The 15232-nt window shown below is 66.5% G+C and carries 13 protein-coding genes and 1 pseudogene; 7 read left to right on the top strand and 7 right to left on the bottom strand.

Features of this window, described 5'->3' with window-relative positions; translation table 11 throughout:
* Window positions 1-2: 2 nt before the first annotated feature.
* Both AB0J29_RS16510 and AB0J29_RS16505 read right to left on the bottom strand, forming a co-directional pair.
* Window positions 3-731 carry an AIM24 family protein gene (locus AB0J29_RS16510; RefSeq protein WP_364785958.1) on the bottom strand — a complete coding sequence of 243 codons (729 nt, stop codon included), beginning with the start codon at window positions 729-731 and terminating at the stop codon, window positions 3-5.
* Window positions 732-742: 11 nt separating this feature from the next.
* Complete coding sequence (locus AB0J29_RS16505; RefSeq protein WP_364786241.1) at window positions 743-1366, bottom strand: AIM24 family protein; 624 nt, start codon at window positions 1364-1366, stop codon at window positions 743-745.
* 182 nt (window positions 1367-1548) lie between these two features.
* On the opposite strand from AB0J29_RS16505, the gene AB0J29_RS16500 reads away from it, so the two are divergent.
* Window positions 1549-2940 carry a TerD family protein gene (locus AB0J29_RS16500; protein WP_364785955.1) on the top strand — a complete coding sequence of 464 codons (1392 nt, stop codon included), beginning with the start codon at window positions 1549-1551 and terminating at the stop codon, window positions 2938-2940.
* 67 nt (window positions 2941-3007) lie between these two features.
* Window positions 3008-4615: a TerD family protein gene (locus AB0J29_RS16495; protein ID WP_364785952.1), complete on the top strand. Its 1608-nt coding sequence runs from the start codon at window positions 3008-3010 to the stop codon at window positions 4613-4615.
* Between the two features lie 38 nt (window positions 4616-4653).
* Here AB0J29_RS16495 and AB0J29_RS16490 read toward each other — a convergent pair whose 3' ends face one another.
* The 3 genes from AB0J29_RS16490 to AB0J29_RS16480 form a co-directional block, all read right to left on the bottom strand.
* Entirely contained in the window at window positions 4654-6351 is a 1698-nt protein-coding gene (locus tag AB0J29_RS16490; protein WP_364785950.1) for a glycosyltransferase 87 family protein, read from the bottom strand.
* Window positions 6352-6482: 131 nt separating this feature from the next.
* Complete coding sequence (locus tag AB0J29_RS16485; RefSeq protein WP_364786238.1) at window positions 6483-8690, bottom strand: transglycosylase domain-containing protein; 2208 nt, start codon at window positions 8688-8690, stop codon at window positions 6483-6485.
* 691 nt (window positions 8691-9381) lie between these two features.
* Window positions 9382-9801 carry a DUF5318 domain-containing protein gene (locus AB0J29_RS16480; RefSeq protein WP_364785947.1) on the bottom strand — a complete coding sequence of 140 codons (420 nt, stop codon included), beginning with the start codon at window positions 9799-9801 and terminating at the stop codon, window positions 9382-9384.
* 159 nt (window positions 9802-9960) lie between these two features.
* Between AB0J29_RS16480 and AB0J29_RS16475 the strand changes: the two are divergent.
* From AB0J29_RS16475 to AB0J29_RS16455, 5 genes and pseudogenes are all read left to right on the top strand, one after another.
* A pseudogene (locus AB0J29_RS16475) lies at window positions 9961-10023 on the top strand (hypothetical protein); the annotation flags it as partial.
* A complete protein-coding gene (locus tag AB0J29_RS16470; RefSeq protein WP_364785944.1) occupies window positions 10004-10927 on the top strand; it encodes a DUF1707 domain-containing protein in 924 nt (307 codons plus the stop codon). The pseudogene AB0J29_RS16475 and the gene AB0J29_RS16470, both read left to right, overlap by 20 nt.
* Before the next feature lie 397 nt (window positions 10928-11324).
* Window positions 11325-11795, top strand: a complete 471-nt coding sequence (locus AB0J29_RS16465) for an N-acetyltransferase (RefSeq protein ID WP_364786235.1) — start codon at window positions 11325-11327, stop codon at window positions 11793-11795.
* A 172-nt stretch (window positions 11796-11967) separates the two neighbouring features.
* A complete protein-coding gene (locus AB0J29_RS16460) occupies window positions 11968-12522 on the top strand; it encodes a PadR family transcriptional regulator (RefSeq protein WP_364785941.1) in 555 nt (184 codons plus the stop codon).
* Window positions 12515-13615: an inositol-3-phosphate synthase gene (locus AB0J29_RS16455; RefSeq protein WP_364785938.1), complete on the top strand. Its 1101-nt coding sequence runs from the start codon at window positions 12515-12517 to the stop codon at window positions 13613-13615. The genes AB0J29_RS16460 and AB0J29_RS16455 overlap by 8 nt, the downstream gene beginning before the upstream one ends.
* 274 nt (window positions 13616-13889) lie before the next feature.
* On the opposite strand, the gene AB0J29_RS16450 is transcribed toward AB0J29_RS16455, so the two are convergent.
* Both AB0J29_RS16450 and AB0J29_RS16445 read right to left on the bottom strand, forming a co-directional pair.
* Window positions 13890-14315 (bottom strand): GyrI-like domain-containing protein, encoded by a 426-nt coding sequence (locus tag AB0J29_RS16450; protein ID WP_364503776.1) that lies wholly within the window; start codon window positions 14313-14315, stop codon window positions 13890-13892.
* Window positions 14316-14325: 10 nt separating this feature from the next.
* The gene (locus tag AB0J29_RS16445; RefSeq protein WP_364785935.1) at window positions 14326-14784 is read right to left on the bottom strand and encodes an effector binding domain-containing protein; all 459 of its coding nucleotides are present in this window, start codon (window positions 14782-14784) and stop codon (window positions 14326-14328) included.
* Between the last annotated feature and the right edge of the window lie 448 nt (window positions 14785-15232).

Below are 15232 nucleotides of genomic sequence, written 5' to 3'. Positions count from 1 at the left end.
GTTCACAATTTCTCTTCCGAGGCCTGCACGTACACGACACCTTGTCCGACGCAATGCAATTGCAGCGCCTCGCCGGAACCGCGACCGACCGCATCGCGCCAGCTCAATGCCGTCTTCAACTCGGTCTGCACATTGCCGTAGGCGGCGACGAAGGCCTGCGGATCGACCACGATCTGCCCGGAGTTCTGGAGGTTTCCCCCCGACGGACCCACCGGGCCACCTACCGGCAGCTCCAGGAATCCGCCGTGTGCGAGCAGCACCGCCGCCCCCTGTCCGGACAACTGCGTGGTGAACATGCCCTGACCGGTCAGCGCACCGCTGGCCGCACCGCGCAGCGCACCCATCAGTCCACCGCCGCCACCACCGCCCGAACTCATCACGGACACAATCGAACTCTGTAGCGCGGCGGTGTTGGCCAGCAGTCGCGAGGCTTCGACACGCAGCACCGCACCGGGCTGCATCTGCACCACATGCACTTCCAGTCCGGCGAACCCGTAGTGCACCTTGCCATTGCCGGTGGCCAGCATGGTGCGCTCGTGCTCACCGGCCATCATCCGACCGGCCATGTGCATAATGCCGCCACCGCCCATACCGGGTGCCGCTCCGGGAATCTGGTGCGGCGCAAAGGAAATATCGCCGGTGTAGAACAGCATCGCGCCGTTGCGCGCGACCACACCGCCCGCCCTCCCGACATCGACCTTGACGACCTTGCCGTTGACCTTCTCGAACATCGCTGGCCCCCTTACCGTTCCGCCGGCTGGATCAACACCAGGCCCTGACCGTCGAAGCGCAGCGAGAACGCCTCCCCGGCATCCTGGCCGACGAAGGTGCGCCACGAAACATCGGTCACGAAAGACTGATTGAGATTGCCCTGGCAGGCCACGAAGGCATCCGGATCCACGATCAGCGGATACTGCGGCGAAACCTCCAGGTAGATCAGCGGCCCACCCGCCGAAAGCAGTGCCACCTGGCCCTGCCCGGTCACCGTGGTGGTGAACAGACCGGCACCCGATGACGCACCGCGCAGACCAGCGAAACGTACGTCGGTGCGCAGGTTTCCGACGAAGCACAGCAGTTGCTGCGATTCGACCTGCAGCGTCTCGTTGTTCAGATTCACCACGCTGACGTACTGACCGTTGACCGCGAAGAAGACCCGGCCGTTGCCGCTGCATTCCATCAACGACAGCTTCTCGCCGGTGGCACGCCGCTTGAGTCCGGCGAGCACGCCGTCGCCGCCGCCGAAACCGGCCGACTTGAACTGCACATTTCCTTCGTAGGCGACCATCGAGCCGGAAATCGCGCGGATACTCGATCCGGCGAGGTGTGCTTCGATCACCTTTTTCGACTGCTCGAACAGTTGCGCCATAGGGGGTTTGCCTGCTGTCTGGTAGGGGAACACGGGTATATCGCCCACCGTTCCGACCGCGTTTCGCCACCCTAACCGATCTTGCAACACTCGAATGAGCCACGGCGACGGATACTTCGGATCGTGTTCGGCACGTTTCTCGTAGAGTGGCACCGTACGCACCGACAAGCGAAGGGTCGAACTTGTCCGCAACACTCGCCAAGGGTCAGAATGGCCCGCTGGCCACCAATGACGTGGTGATCTCCGTCCAACTGCCCGCACCGGCGGATCTGTCCGCGCTGCTGGTCACCGAGTCGGGGAAGGTCCGTTCCGACGCGGACTTCGTCTTCTTCAATCAGCCCACTGGCCCCGGGGTGAATCTGCAGCCCGCACCGGCCGGGCAGCCCGCGTCGCTGGTGGTGTCGCTGAATGCGGTACCCGCGGACATCGCGCAGATCCGCGCGGTGATCACCCTGGACGATGCGACGAGCAATTTCGGCCGCTTCCAAGCGCCGACGGCGCTCGTGTCGGATTCGGCGGGTAATCAGTTGTACGAGTACCGCATCGACGGTTTGAACACCGAGTCGATCGTGATCGCACTCGAGCTGTACCGGCGCCAGAGCGAGTGGAAGGTGCGCGCGGTCGGCCAGGGCTACGCGGGCGGGTTCGCGGCGCTGGTCACCGATCACGGTGTCACCGTCGACGAGTCTCCGGCCGCGACGCAGGTCCCGCCGCCACCGACCTACCAACCCGCCCAAGCCGCCCAGCCCGGACCGGGCTACCCGCCGCCGCCCCAGCCCGCGTACCCGACGCAGCAGCAGCCGCAGTACCCGCCGACACAGCAGGGCTATCCCCAGGGCGCACCCGGCTACCCGCCGCCCGGCCAGGGTTACCCACCGCCGCCGGCTCCCGGTGGTTACCCGCCGCCTGCCCAGCCCGGACCGGGCCAGGGTTATCCGCCGCCCGGTCAGCCCGCCGCGCAGCAGCAGCCGAGCGAGATCAGCCTGAGCAAGGATCGTCCGGTCAGCCTGGTCAAGGGGCAGCGGGTCACCCTGCGCAAGGAGGGGGGCGCGGCGCTGACCTTCGTGAAGATGGGGCTGGGATGGGATCCGGTGCGCAGCCGCGGCATGTTCGGCAACCGGACCGTCGATATCGATCTCGACGCGTCGGTGGTGATGTTCGCCGATATGAATGTGGTGGATGTCGCCTACTACGGCCAGCTGACCTCCAAGGACGGTTCGGTCCGGCACCAGGGCGACAACCTCACCGGTGAGGGTGAGGGCGACGACGAGGTGATCCTGGTCGACCTGACCCGTCTCCCGGCACATGTCAGCACGCTGGTGTTCATCGTGACCTCCTACAAGGGCCATACCTTCGAACAGGTCCAGAATGCGTTCTGCCGCTTGGTCGATGGCGCCAACAATGCCGAGCTGGCCAGGTATACCCTCGCCGGTGGTATGCCGTTCACCGCGATGGCCATGGCCAAGCTGTTCCGGGTCGGCAACGATTGGAAGTTGCAGGCGCTCGGCGAAGGCTTCCAGGCCAAACATCCGGGTGAGGCGGTCCCACAGCTGGGCCGGTTCCTGGGGAATTGAGCTGGCGTAGCGACTGCTCGCAGATCGCTGGAACAGACACCATGCACGAAACAACGGGGCGGACAACGTGATTCAGCTGAAGGCCGGTCAGAACCTGGTACTGACCGGCGATATCGTTCAATTCAGCGCGAAAGCCGGGGCTGCCCTGGATGTTTCGGCGCTCGTGGTGGCGGAGAACCTGCGGGTCTCCGATACCGGCGATTTCGTGTTCTACAACCAGACCGAGACCGCGGGGGTGATGCTGTCCGGGGACAGCGTCACCATCCGGCTCGCCGAGGTGCGCGCCGACGCCAAGGCGGTGCTGTTGGTGGTCAGCGCCGACCCGGCCGCGGCCGCGCCGTCGGGTGGGCTCGGTGCGGTCACCGCCGCACTCGCCGTGGACGATGTCGCTACCGCGGAATTCGCGATCAATCCGTCGGCGGGGGAAACCGCGCTGATCTGTCTCGAAGTGTATCGGCGTGGAACCGACTGGAAACTGCGCGCGGTCGGTCAGGGCTATGCCGGTGGGCTTGCCGTGCTGCTCACCGCGCACGGCGTCGAGGTCGACGAACCGGCGACACCGCAGTCCGGACACCGCAGCGTGGCCGATCTGCGGGAAGCCGATCCCGTCGGCACCGCGGGCGGTCAGGGCACCATCAGCGGTCCCGACGACTCCCGGGCCGCCGGCCCGGCGCCGCTCGAGGTCGCGCACGGACTCGAACGCCTGTGGATGATCTTCGAGGATGCCGCGCGCTCGGCCGCCGCGCTCATCTCCGCACGTGATTACGCCATGCAGCGGCTGGATCAGGAACTCTCCGTGGCGGTTTCGGATCCGGCGACCAGGAACACCCCCGCCGCCGAGGCGGCCAGGCAGACCGCGCAGCGTCGCTGTGACGATCTGATCGCCGCGGCGGAGGGGAACCACCTGCGCGATAGCGAAGCGCTCATGCGCGAACTCGCCGACGCCGATCGGCAACTGCCGCCGTCGCTGGCGTCCTGGGATTCGCCCGCCTGGGATCGAAAGCCGGCGCCGAGCGACGGCATTCGGCTCGGCGAGCTCTACGCGAACGAACGTGGGCCACTGCGGATTCCGTACTGTGTGCCGGTGCCGCTGACCCGCCCGCTGTGGATCGATACCGAATCCTCGGCGGCGGCGACTCCGGTCGTCGGCGCAGTGCTCGCGCGGCTGCTCGCGGCCGATCCCGGACGGCGCACCCTGGTCGACATGATCGATCTGACCGGTGCGTTCAGCCAGCTCGTCGGTCCGCTGACCCCGGTGCTGAACGGTCCGCCGATTACCGACTTCGGCGATATCTCACCGCGGCTGCAGACCCTGGTCGAGGCCGCCGACCTGGCTGAATTGGCTTATTCCAGTGGGAATTTCACGCCGCCGACCGAGCATCGGGTACTGCTCGCCGCGGACTTCCCGCACGGGTACCAGACCGCGGATGCCCAGCGCATCGCGACGCTGCTGGTGCGCGGCGATCTGATCGGGCTGTCCACGGTGATCGTCGGCACGGACGAATCCGAGTCCAGCGACCCCGCGGTGGCGATGCTGGCACAGTCCTGCCGTCATCTGCCGACCGTGGACGGCACCCCGCTGTTCGATCCGTGGACCGGCAGCGCGTGGCAGCTGGATCTGGACCTGCTGCCGCGGGAACCGGCCAGGCAGGCGCGCTACCTGCGCACCAGCTGACCGCGCGCTGACCCTTTCGAGCGACCTGCAAGCAGTCGCTAGCGGAGGGCAGCCTTGGGCCGCAGCGCCTCCGGCAGCCAGGCCAGCAGCGGGTCCGGCGCGCGATCGACGATGCCGCCGATCGGATCGTCGACGAAATCGCGCCGGACCAGATCCTCTTCCGGTCGGTAGATCTGCCGAATGATCAAGGCGCACAGCGCTAGCACCGCGATATCGCGCAACAGTACGGTGCCGGTGAACCATTGCTCGGGCAGCCCCTTGCGGTCGAGGCCGAGATAGTAGAACATCCGCGGCACCCAGACCAGTGCGTCGATGGTCATCCACGCCAACAGAATTCGGCGATGCGGCAGCGCGAGCACGGCCAGCGGCACCAACCACAGCGAATACTGCGGGCTCCACACCTTATTGGTGATCAGGAAGGCGGCGACAACCAGGAAGCACAGCTGGGCCAGGCGCGGTCGGCGCGGGGCGGTGAGCGCGATATAGCCGATCGACGCACAGGCGGCGACGAATACCAGCAGCGACACCAGATTCAGGATGGTCGGCTGGTCGCCGTGTCCGATCTGGCCGTCGAATCCGGCCCAGCCGGTGAACGAGGTGATGACGTTGTAGATGGAATCCGGATCGGCATGCCGAGTGGTGTTGAGCCGGAAGAACTCCCGCCAGCCATTGGGATAAAGCAGTGCGATCGGCAGGTTCACCACCAGCCAGGTGACCGCCGTCGCCGCGACGGTCACGGCGGCCGCGCCGAGCGGTCGGGCGCTGAGAAATTGTATGCGATACGGGGTTTCGCGCAGCCAGGTCAGCGCGGTGCGCCCGCTGTTGATATCGCTGCACCGGAGTCCGAGCCGCGCGCTCGGCACCCGCTGGAGTGGGTCGGCGCGCAGGCACAACACCACGATCGGTCCGAGCAACAGTAGTGGATAGAGCTTGGCCGCGCCGCCGAGGCCGAGCAGGATGCCCGCGAGCAGTGGCCGTCGGCGGGCCCAAGCGAGCAGGCCGGTGGCGGCGAAAGCCGTTGCGAGCGCGTCGAAATTGGTGAACGCGTGCACGATCACCAGGGGTGAACAGGCGACCAGCGCGGCATCCCAGATTCGCCGTCCCGCCAGTTGGGCCGAGGCCCACACGGTGACCAGCCAGGCGAAGGCCAGACCGACCGCCACCACATTGAAGTAGATCACCACCTGCAGCGCACCGGGCAGCGGGGAGGCATCCCAGGTCTTGGCGACCTGCATCGCCGCGTACTGATAGAGCCCGGACAGCACCGGATACTCCATGTACCTGGTCTCCCGGCCGCCGTCCGGGGTCTGTTCGGTCCACTCCTTCTTGTACGGGAAGGCGCCCTCGTTCAAACGCTCCGCGCCGTAGAGCGGCACCGTATCCGAGTAGCACATGGCGATGTACTGGCGGCCATTGTTCCAGTCGAGGGTGAGCGAACCGTCGCCCGCGGTTGTCTGCTGGATGCAGCCCGCCTTGCTCGCCCAGCCGAGCGCCAGGAAGACCAGCGCGAAGGCGAGCAGCACCCGCATCGGCGTCCAGAACCGGACCCGGCCGATGAGCGCATGGTCACCGACCGGGCCGCCGACGACCGAGCTCAGCTGCGCGGCCAGGGAATCGTTGCGGCTGGGCCGATCTCGGCCGTCGGCCGAGCGCAGATCCGGTGCCAGCGGCGCGGGCGCGACATAGTGTGCTCCGCTGGAATTGGGCGCGCTATCCACCAGTTGCTGATCGGTCACGCCACCCGAGGCTACCTGCCGCACAGTACGGCGTGCGGATCGAGTAGGTGTGGTGCGGCGGTACGTCCGCGAAAACCTCTGGACAGCCGCAGCGTGCCGTCCAGAGGTTTCCGCTATCTCGGCATCGGAGGCTACCGGGTGCGTGTCGGTTGGCCGCTGTTGCCGTTCCCGTTCCCGTTGCCGTTCCCGTTGCCATGGCCGCCGGATTGCGGCGACCCGGTGGCGGAGGGCATCGATCCGTCAGCGTTTGCCGTCGGCTGCCCCGGTAGTGGCGTCGACTCCGACTGCTGCTGCTGTTGTTGTTGCGGTTGGCGCTGCTGGGTCTGCGGCTGCACGCCGGGGATCTGGATCGGTCCGAACGGGGTATCGATGGTGTTCGGGACGATCTGGATCGGCGGCAGCAGCGGCGACTCCACCGTGGTCGACGGCGGGGTGAACGGTGCGGACCAGGCGGGCACACCGGATTGGCCCTTGATCGGGGCCGGCTTCGGGAAGGTTTCCTTGGGGGTGCTGTCCAAGGCGCCGTCCATGGTGGCCTTCCAGATGTCCGACGGCAGGCCGGAGCCATAGATCATGGTCCCGCCGTAGTTGCGCAGCGGCGAGTTATCGATGGAACCGACCCACACCGCGGTGGACAGCGATGGCGTGTAGCCGACCATCCACGCATCCTTGTTCTCGCCGGTGTCGAGCAGCTGGGCGGTACCGGTCTTGGCCGCCGACTCGCGGCCGTTGGCCAGGTTGTGATTGCGCGAATATGCGGCGATCGGCTTCATCGCGTCGGTGACATTATCGGCGACCGCCGCCGAGACCCGCCGTTCACCGGCCACCTCACCGCGGTCGAGCAGCACCTGACCGTCAGCGCTCACCACCTTGGTGATGAAGTGTGGCGCGTGGTAGACGCCGGAGGCGGCCAGAGTCGCGTAGGCGGAGGCCATATCGAGCACCCTGGCGTTGTACTGACCGAGCACGATGCCGTTGTTCGGCGGAGAACCGTCCGGCTCGACCAGACTCTTGCCGACGCCCGGAATGGTTTCCGGAATGCCGAGGTTGTGCGCCATATCGGCGATCTTCTGCGGACCGTTCTGCATGTCCAGCTCCATGCGGTAGAAGCTGGTGTTCAGCGAACGCTTGAGCGATTCGGCGATGGTGCAGGTGCCGCACTCCGCGCCTTCGACGTTCGTGATCTTGATGCCGTTCACGGTGATCGGCGAACTGTCGTACATCTCCGACAGCGGTTTGCCCAATTCCAGGTTCTGCGCCAGACCGAAGACCTTGAACGAGGATCCCGGCTGCAGACCGGCATTGGCGAAGTCGTAGCCCTGACCGTCGTCGCCGCCGTAATAGGCGCGCACCGCCCCGGTCTTGGGATCCACCGAGACCACCGCGGTGCGCAGCTGTTCCGGCTCGCCCTGCATCTTCTTCTGCGCGGCGTCGACAGCGGCCTGCTGCGCCTTCGGATCGATTGTGGTGGTGATCGACAGACCCGCGGTATTGAGCTGCTGTTCGCTGATGCCCGCGGCCGCCAACTCCTTGAGCACCTGGGTCTTGATCAGCCCCTCGGGCCCGCCGTCCAGGCTCTTGTCCTTGGTGGTCGCCACCGGGACCACCTGCGGGAACTGTTGGGCCTTACGCTCTTCCGCCTTCAGGTTGCCGCCGTCGACCATGCCGTCGAGCACATAGTTCCAGCGGAACTTCGCGCCCTCGGGATTCTTCTCCGGATCCAGGCCGGAGGGCTGCTGGATGGTGGCGGCGAGTACCGCGCCCTCGGCCACGGTCAGCTGCGAGACCGGCTTGGCGAAGTAAGCCTTGGCAGCGGCGTCGATGCCGTACGCACCGCGACCGAAGTAGATGGTGTTGAGGTAGGCGGCGAGGATTTCGTCCTTGCTCCACTGGCGCGCCATCTTCGCCGAGATGACCAGCTCGTGCATCTTGCGGGTCAGCGAGTGTTCGTCACCCACCAGCGCGTTCTTCACGTACTGCTGGGTAATCGTGGAACCACCGCCCGCGCTCTCCTTGCCGAGGGCTTGATCCCGGGCGGCGCGCATGAAGCCGGAGACCGAGAAGCCCGGGTTGGTGTAGAAGTCCCGGTCCTCGGCCGCGATGACCGCATTGCGCACATGCGGCGGAATCTGGTCGATGGTGACGTCGGTGCGGTTGCCCTCCGGCGGCACGACCTTGCTGATCACCGAGGTGCCGTCGCTGGCGAGGATGGTCGCGACCTGGTTGGTTTTGAGGTCACCCGGTTGGGGTACTGAAACCGTGGTGTAGGCGATCAGGAAGACCGCGCTCGGCACCACGATGGCCAGGGCGAGCAGGACATAGCTCACCCGGCGCACGATCCGCCACGGCGATTTCTTCTTCGCGCCGGGACGGCGACCGCCTGGTCCGCCGGAGCCACCGTTACCGCCGTTGCGGCGCGGCGGCGGACCCGAGGGCGGCGCGCTCGCGGTCGCACGGCGCTCGCCGGTGCTGGAACCAGAGCCATTGGGGCGCCGGGGGCCGGGACGATCCTGACCTGGTCGATCCTGGCCGGGCCGCGGGCTGGCCGGACGGGGACCGGTGGGCGGGCCAGAGCGGCGGTTGCGTTCGGCGTCGGTCCGCGAACCGGGCTGTCGATTCGGGCGCTCGATCTTCTGCGTGGACTGCGCGCCGGGCGGTGCGTTGTTGGGTAGTGGCCTGCCCTGTGGCGGACGGCCCTGCGGCTGCTGACCCGGCCGGCGCGGCGGCTGCGGACCGCGCGGCTCACCGGAATAGCCGCCGCCCTGCGGTGGCCGCGGACCACCGGGACCGGGCCGACCGGGCGGTGGTCCGGCCGGTCGCTGACCGGGATACGGATTCGGAGGCTGAGGTGAACTTCGCTGAGTCCGGCCGCCGTGCGGTTCATCGCCGTAGGGGGAAGTCTCGTAGGGCGAATTCACTGACAAGATCTCCATAACTCGTAACGGTCTGCGGGGCGCGATGCGGCGATTATCGCCGCGGCGGACGTGTCGAGGCCGCGCGTGTCACCCGACGGGCAGATGACCTGGCCCATCATTCGGCTGCGGTGCGCCGGTTGGCCCTGGTGCCGGTGCGCCGGCGCGTCGGCGACGGAGCGGTACCGAGCACGTACGACTGCACCAGATGATTCCAGCTGCAGCTCCGGCATACCTCGACGACATGGACCGAGAACTCTTCGCGAGTCTCGGCGAGGCGTATCAATTCCTCTGGTGCGCGAGCCGAACCCGACATCGGGCCGAGGCCGTCGCCGTAGACCCAGGATACGAGCGTCAACTGCTCTTTCCGGCAGATCGGGCATGTGACCTCGCTCCCCCGACCGTGGAACTTCGCCGCACGTAAAAGGTAGGGATTGGCGTCACAAACCTCGGCGACATCGACACGGCCCGCATAGACGTCAGCGAGCAGCGAACGACGCCGGAGAGCGTAGTCGACCACCTGTCGCTGAATTCGCACGAGAACCAGAGTAGCGGTGCCGCGCGCGGGCCGCGCTGGGCTGTGCGGGATCGACCGACCGGTATTCATTACTGAACTGGGGTGTTACCGGCATCGGCGAATGACGATTCTCCTGTGTCTCCCGCTACATCCGGGCGGTCGACGGCAGCATCCGGACGTATGCGCGCGCACCTCGACCGTGCCAATGCGTTCAGTGTGCTGGATGCGGCCTACGCCGAAGGGCAGCTCAGCGCCGCTGAATATCGTGACCGTACCGCCCAGGCCGATCGCCGACCTCGACCGTCTCACCGGCGATCTCCAGGTTCCCTCGGCTGTGCGCGATCTGGTACCTGGTGCGCCGACAGCGCCGCGAAACCCGTTGCGCCGCGCCGGATTCACGAGCCGTTATCCCGATCACACCCGTACCCGCGACGCCGATCGCGACACCACCGGGCAGCTACTCGACAGCGCCCGCCGGGAGGGTCAGCTCAGCGAGGAGGAGCATCAGACCCTCGCCGAATTGGCGCAAGGGGCCACGACACTCGGCGATTTGGCCGACCTGGTCGATGACGTGCAACGGCCGACCGATGCGCCGCTGCCGCCGACACCACCTCGATCGAATCGCCGACGCTGGTATGTGATCAGTGCGACCGCCGCCTCGTTCGGTGCTGCTGTCGCCGCTTTCGTGCTGACCAGCGGTGTCGCGACGCCGGATGCGCCACCCGCCGCACCCGTCGGCGCCGCCGCGCCCGATCTCGGTGCGGTGCAACCGGTCGTGGTCGCGACGCCGAATCTGCTCACCCGCGAAGGCCTTACGCACTTCCTGGCCGAATACCGGGAGAAGTTCGGTGATCTCCAGGCCGATGAGTTGACGCTGTTCAGCGATTACGCCACTGTCGCGCGCGGTGCCCGGTCAGCCGAATCGGCAGGTCCGCTACGACTTTCGCGGCGGATTCGCGCGAAGTGGCGCCGCTGTCAGCCGCACTTTCGATCTCGCGAGCATCGATGTGCGTGCGATTGCCGGGCTACTGGCCGGTGCGCCGCAGCCGATCAAGACACCCGGCGGCGTCATCACGCACGCCTCGATCGAATTCCCGGCCGGTGGCCACAGCGATTCGGACCCCGCGGTCGCGATCTACGCGAGTAACCAAGCGGGTGCGTCGGGTTATCTGAGAGCGACGGTAACCGGGGAGCCTTTGCAAGTCTTCCCGCCGAGCCGCTGATCACCCGCTGTGACCGTAATTCGCTGGCCCGCCCGTGACCGGGCGCGTTAGCATTCCTCGTCCGTATTCGACTCGATGTACAGCCCGAGGAGGTGGGGCGGGATGACCGCGCCGCAGACCGCCGTCCCGCACGACGCCCGGACTGTTCAGTTGTCCCGGGTCCCGGTCTGATCTCTCTTCGTCCCGCCTTCGTGCCGCGAGCCGTACGGTTCGCGTGACGGTGGTGCCGTGTCCGAAACCGGGCCCGAACCATACGAATACGGAGAATCCGAGTTGAATTTCCCCATCGATTGGCGCACGCGCGTCGAAACCGATGCCGATATTCCCGCGATCCACGCGATCAACCAGGCAGCCTTCGAGCGCGTCGATGAGGCGGATCTGGTCGACGCGCTGCGTGCCGACCCGGCCTGGCTGGACGGACTGTCCATCGTCAGCACGCTGCCGGACGACACTCCCGTCGGCTACGCGCTGCTGACCCGCTGCCATGTCGACACCACGCCCGCGCTCTGTCTCGGACCGTGCGCGGTGCTGCCCGAATACCAGAAGTCCGGTGCGGGCGGCGTCGCGATCCGGGCGGGGCTCGCGGCGGCGGCGCACTTGGGCGAGGCATTCGTCATCGTGCTCGGGCATCCGACCTATTACCCGCGCTTCGGGTTCGGGAAGGCATCCGAGTACGGCATCGGCCTGAGTATCGAGGTGCCGGATGAGGCGTTGATGGCACTGACGCTCGATCCGGCGCGACCGCTTCCGAGCGGCACGGTTCGCTACGCCGCGCCATTCGGTATCGACTAGCGATAGCTCACCGACGGTGGGACGGCCCTGGTCCGTTCCACCGTCGGACCAGCCGCTACCTGCGCAGACCGTGCTTTGTATCGCAGACAACTATGCACGTTTATATCGCTCCGATATAGTGAAAAGTCGCATCCATCGGTTAGGTCTGCACACAGTCAGGGGGTGAAGCCCGATGCTCGAGCTGGCAATCCTCGGGCTGCTCCTCGAAGCGCCCATGCACGGATACGAGCTGCGCAAGCGGCTGACCGGTTTGCTCGGGCCGTTTCGGGCCTTCTCCTACGGGTCGCTCTATCCGGCGCTGCGTCGCATGCAGACCGATGGGCTGATCGCCGAGGAGAACATCGCGGGCGTCACCCGTCGCGCGCGACGGGTCTATCAACTGACTCCGGCCGGGCGTGCGCGTTTCACCGAACTGCTCGCCGATACCGGACCGCAGAACTACACCGACGACGGCTTCGGCGTCCACCTGGCATTTTTCAGCCGCACCCCCGCGGAAGCGCGGATGCGAATTCTGGAGGGCAGGCGACGGCAGGTCGAGGAGCGCCGAGAGGGTCTGCGGGAGGCGATCAAGAAGGCCAGTGGCTCGCTGGATCGCTATACCCGCCAGCTCCACCAGCTCGGTCTGGAATCAAGCGAGCGCGAAGTGCGCTGGCTCAACGAGTTGATTGCGGCGGAGCAATCGACGAAGGCGGCACCACAGAAAGAGGGAAATATCGGCCATGAGTGAAGTCAAAAGGGCTGAAAACGCCACCGAAGTCCGCGTCGCCATCGTCGGCGTGGGTAACTGCGCTTCCTCGCTGGTCCAGGGCGTGCAGTACTACAAGGACGCGGACGAGACCTCCACCGTCCCCGGGCTCATGCACGTCAAGTTCGGTCCGTACCACGTGCGCGATGTCAAATTCGTCGCCGCGTTCGACGTCGACGCCAAGAAGGTCGGCTTCGACCTGGCCGAGGCGATCTTCGCCAGTGAGAACAACACCATCAAGATCTCCGACGTACCGCCGAGCGACGTTGTCGTACAGCGTGGTCCGACGCTGGACGGTATCGGCAAGTACTACGCCGAGACCATCGAGCTGTCCGAGGCCAAGCCGGTCGACGTCGTGCAGGTGCTGAAGGACAACAACGTCGACGTCCTGGTCTCCTACCTGCCCGTCGGCTCGGAAGAGGCGGATAAGTTCTACGCCCAGTGCGCCATCGATGCGGGCGTTGCCTTCGTCAACGCGCTGCCGGTGTTCATCGCGTCCGATCCGGTGTGGGCCGAAAAGTTCACCAAGGCAGGCGTTCCCATCGTCGGTGACGACATCAAGAGCCAGGTCGGCGCCACCATCACCCACCGCGTGATGGCCAAACTGTTCGAGGACCGCGGCGTACAGCTCGATCGCACCATGCAGCTGAATGTCGGCGGCAATATGGACTTCAAGAACATGCTCGAGCGCGAGCGCCTGGAGTCGAAGAAGATTTCCAAGACCCAGGCCGTCACCAGCAACCTGAAGAAGGAACTGGGCGCCAACGATGTGCACATCGGCCCGTCCGATCACGTCGGCTGGCTCGACGACCGCAAGTGGGCTTACGTGCGCCTCGAGGGCCGCGCCTTCGGTGATGTGCCGCTGAACCTGGAGTACAAGCTCGAGGTGTGGGATTCGCCGAACTCGGCGGGCATCATCATCGACGCGGTGCGCGCCGCGAAGATTGCCAAGGACCGCGGCATCGGCGGCCCCGTCCTCCCGGCCTCGGCCTACCTGATGAAGTCCCCGCCGAAGCAGCTGGCGGACGATATTGCGCGTGCCCAGCTGGAAGCATTCATCATCGGCGCTGAGTAATTTGCAACGCCTGCGGCGCTGCGTGTTCGCGGCCCCCTAGTGGCTTGCGTCCGAGCGGCCGAGACATACGACTCCGTCGTATGCGCTTCGGCCTCTCGGCTGTGTTCGATGGCCGCGCCTCCGGCGCGGACGCAAGCCGGGCCGCGAACGGCGCATGCTCGATCTCGCTTCGCTCGAAACCTGTGGTTGTGGTGAGTAGTTGCGATTCAGGTCCGGGTCACGAACTTTCGTGTGCCCGGACCTGAATCGTGGTCGAGTGCATCAGTCGAGTGCATCAGTCGAGCGAGACGTAGACCTCCACCGAGGTGGGCCCGGTGTAGCGCTCGATTTCCGCGGTGTGCGAGCGGGTGATGGTGCCGGCGCTCTCGGCCTTGCGGACCTGTGCCCATGCGGTGCGCAGCAGATCGTAGGGCTTATCGGAGACAACGAATCTCGCGTAGCGCCCGGCCGGGACCCGGGTCAGCACATCACCGGCATCCATATCATCCATCTCGGCGATCTCGTAGCCCAGAATCGCGACGGCGTGATCGTTCTGGCCGATATAGGCCGCGACCCGCGGCACATTCTTCTCCCGCGCCAGATAGCGGTCCCAGGTGAAGTTCACCAGGTCCAGGTCGCGCGCGGTCACCTCGCGTCCGGCCAGCGGGACGGTGAGTCCGGCGACCAGGCTTGCGTCCAATGTGACAATTTCGAAGTCCACAGCTGTCTTCCTAACCGTCGACCGGTTCGTCTGCCAGCGCCACGAATACCTCGGCCGTGCGCGCGTCCGGATAATGTTCCACGTCACCGGTATAGCCGCGTACCAATCGCCCGACGGCCTCCGCATCCCACACCGCGCGCCAGATGGTCACGATGGTGTCGCCGAGATTGTCGCCGCTGAGGGTGAACCGGGCGAACCGGCCCGCGGGCACCCGCGCCAGCACATCGCCCGGTAGCAGATCCGCGAGGGTGTGGCAGCGGTAGCCGACGATATGTGTCAGGTAGGAGTTGATCTCCGGCGCGTGGTCCACATACGCGGTCGTCGGCGGGCCCGGCAACGTGCGGGCCAGATTGCGTTTCCACGCCTCTTCGACCTTGGCGCGGCGCGGCCCCTCGACCGCGAGCGCCGGGCTGCGTAGCACTGTGCCCGCCACGAGCGTCTCGGGACGTTCAACGACATTGAAATCCACCGGCGTGCCCCTATGTCTAGTCTGTCTCCAATTGGCGGCGCTCCGGGTCCCCCGTGGCCACGAAAGCTACTTCGGGGCCTGACGCTCGCGCCGCGTGTCGTCGCCCGAGCGCTTATCCTTCCTCATCGATCTCGCGATGTCGGCGTCGGCCTGGCTACGGTTCCGGCGCGCTCACCTCACTCTGGCAAACGATGCTGCCACGTCATCCGTTCCCATGGCCCCAGTCGACGCACATTCGTAGCGAACCGAACGCGAGCAAGCCGACAGCTCCGGCGCAACCCCGCGCAGCGAGTCCTGCGAGCGACCCGTTCGCGGCCCGTCTCGCGTCCGAGTCGTCGAAGCGCATGCGCCGCAGCCGCGGCGAGAACCTGCCCGACGGCGCGCGAATGGCCAAGGCCATCGCGGCGCTGGCCGGCGAGTCCTGATCGGTCGCTGCCCGCTGCCGAAC

This window comes from Nocardia sp. NPDC049707, from assembly GCF_040674855.1.
In the GTDB taxonomy this organism is placed as follows: Bacteria; Actinomycetota; Actinomycetes; order Mycobacteriales; family Mycobacteriaceae; genus Nocardia.
The sequence above is the reverse complement of the archived record's forward strand: the minus strand, read 5'-3'. Positions and strand labels throughout refer to the sequence as shown.

Excerpts from the sequence above, each read along its gene's own strand:
- AB0J29_RS16460 (WP_364785941.1), top strand. The coding sequence starts at position 11,968 with ATGCTCGAGCTGGCAATCCTCGGGCTGCTCCTCGAAGCGCCCATGCAC.
- AB0J29_RS16470 (WP_364785944.1), top strand. The coding sequence starts at position 10,004 with ATGCGGCCTACGCCGAAGGGCAGCTCAGCGCCGCTGAATATCGTGACC.
- AB0J29_RS16510 (WP_364785958.1), bottom strand. The coding sequence starts at position 731 with ATGTTCGAGAAGGTCAACGGCAAGGTCGTCAAGGTCGATGTCGGGAGG.
- AB0J29_RS16505 (WP_364786241.1), bottom strand. The coding sequence starts at position 1,366 with ATGGCGCAACTGTTCGAGCAGTCGAAAAAGGTGATCGAAGCACACCTC.
- AB0J29_RS16455 (WP_364785938.1), top strand. The coding sequence starts at position 12,515 with ATGAGTGAAGTCAAAAGGGCTGAAAACGCCACCGAAGTCCGCGTCGCC.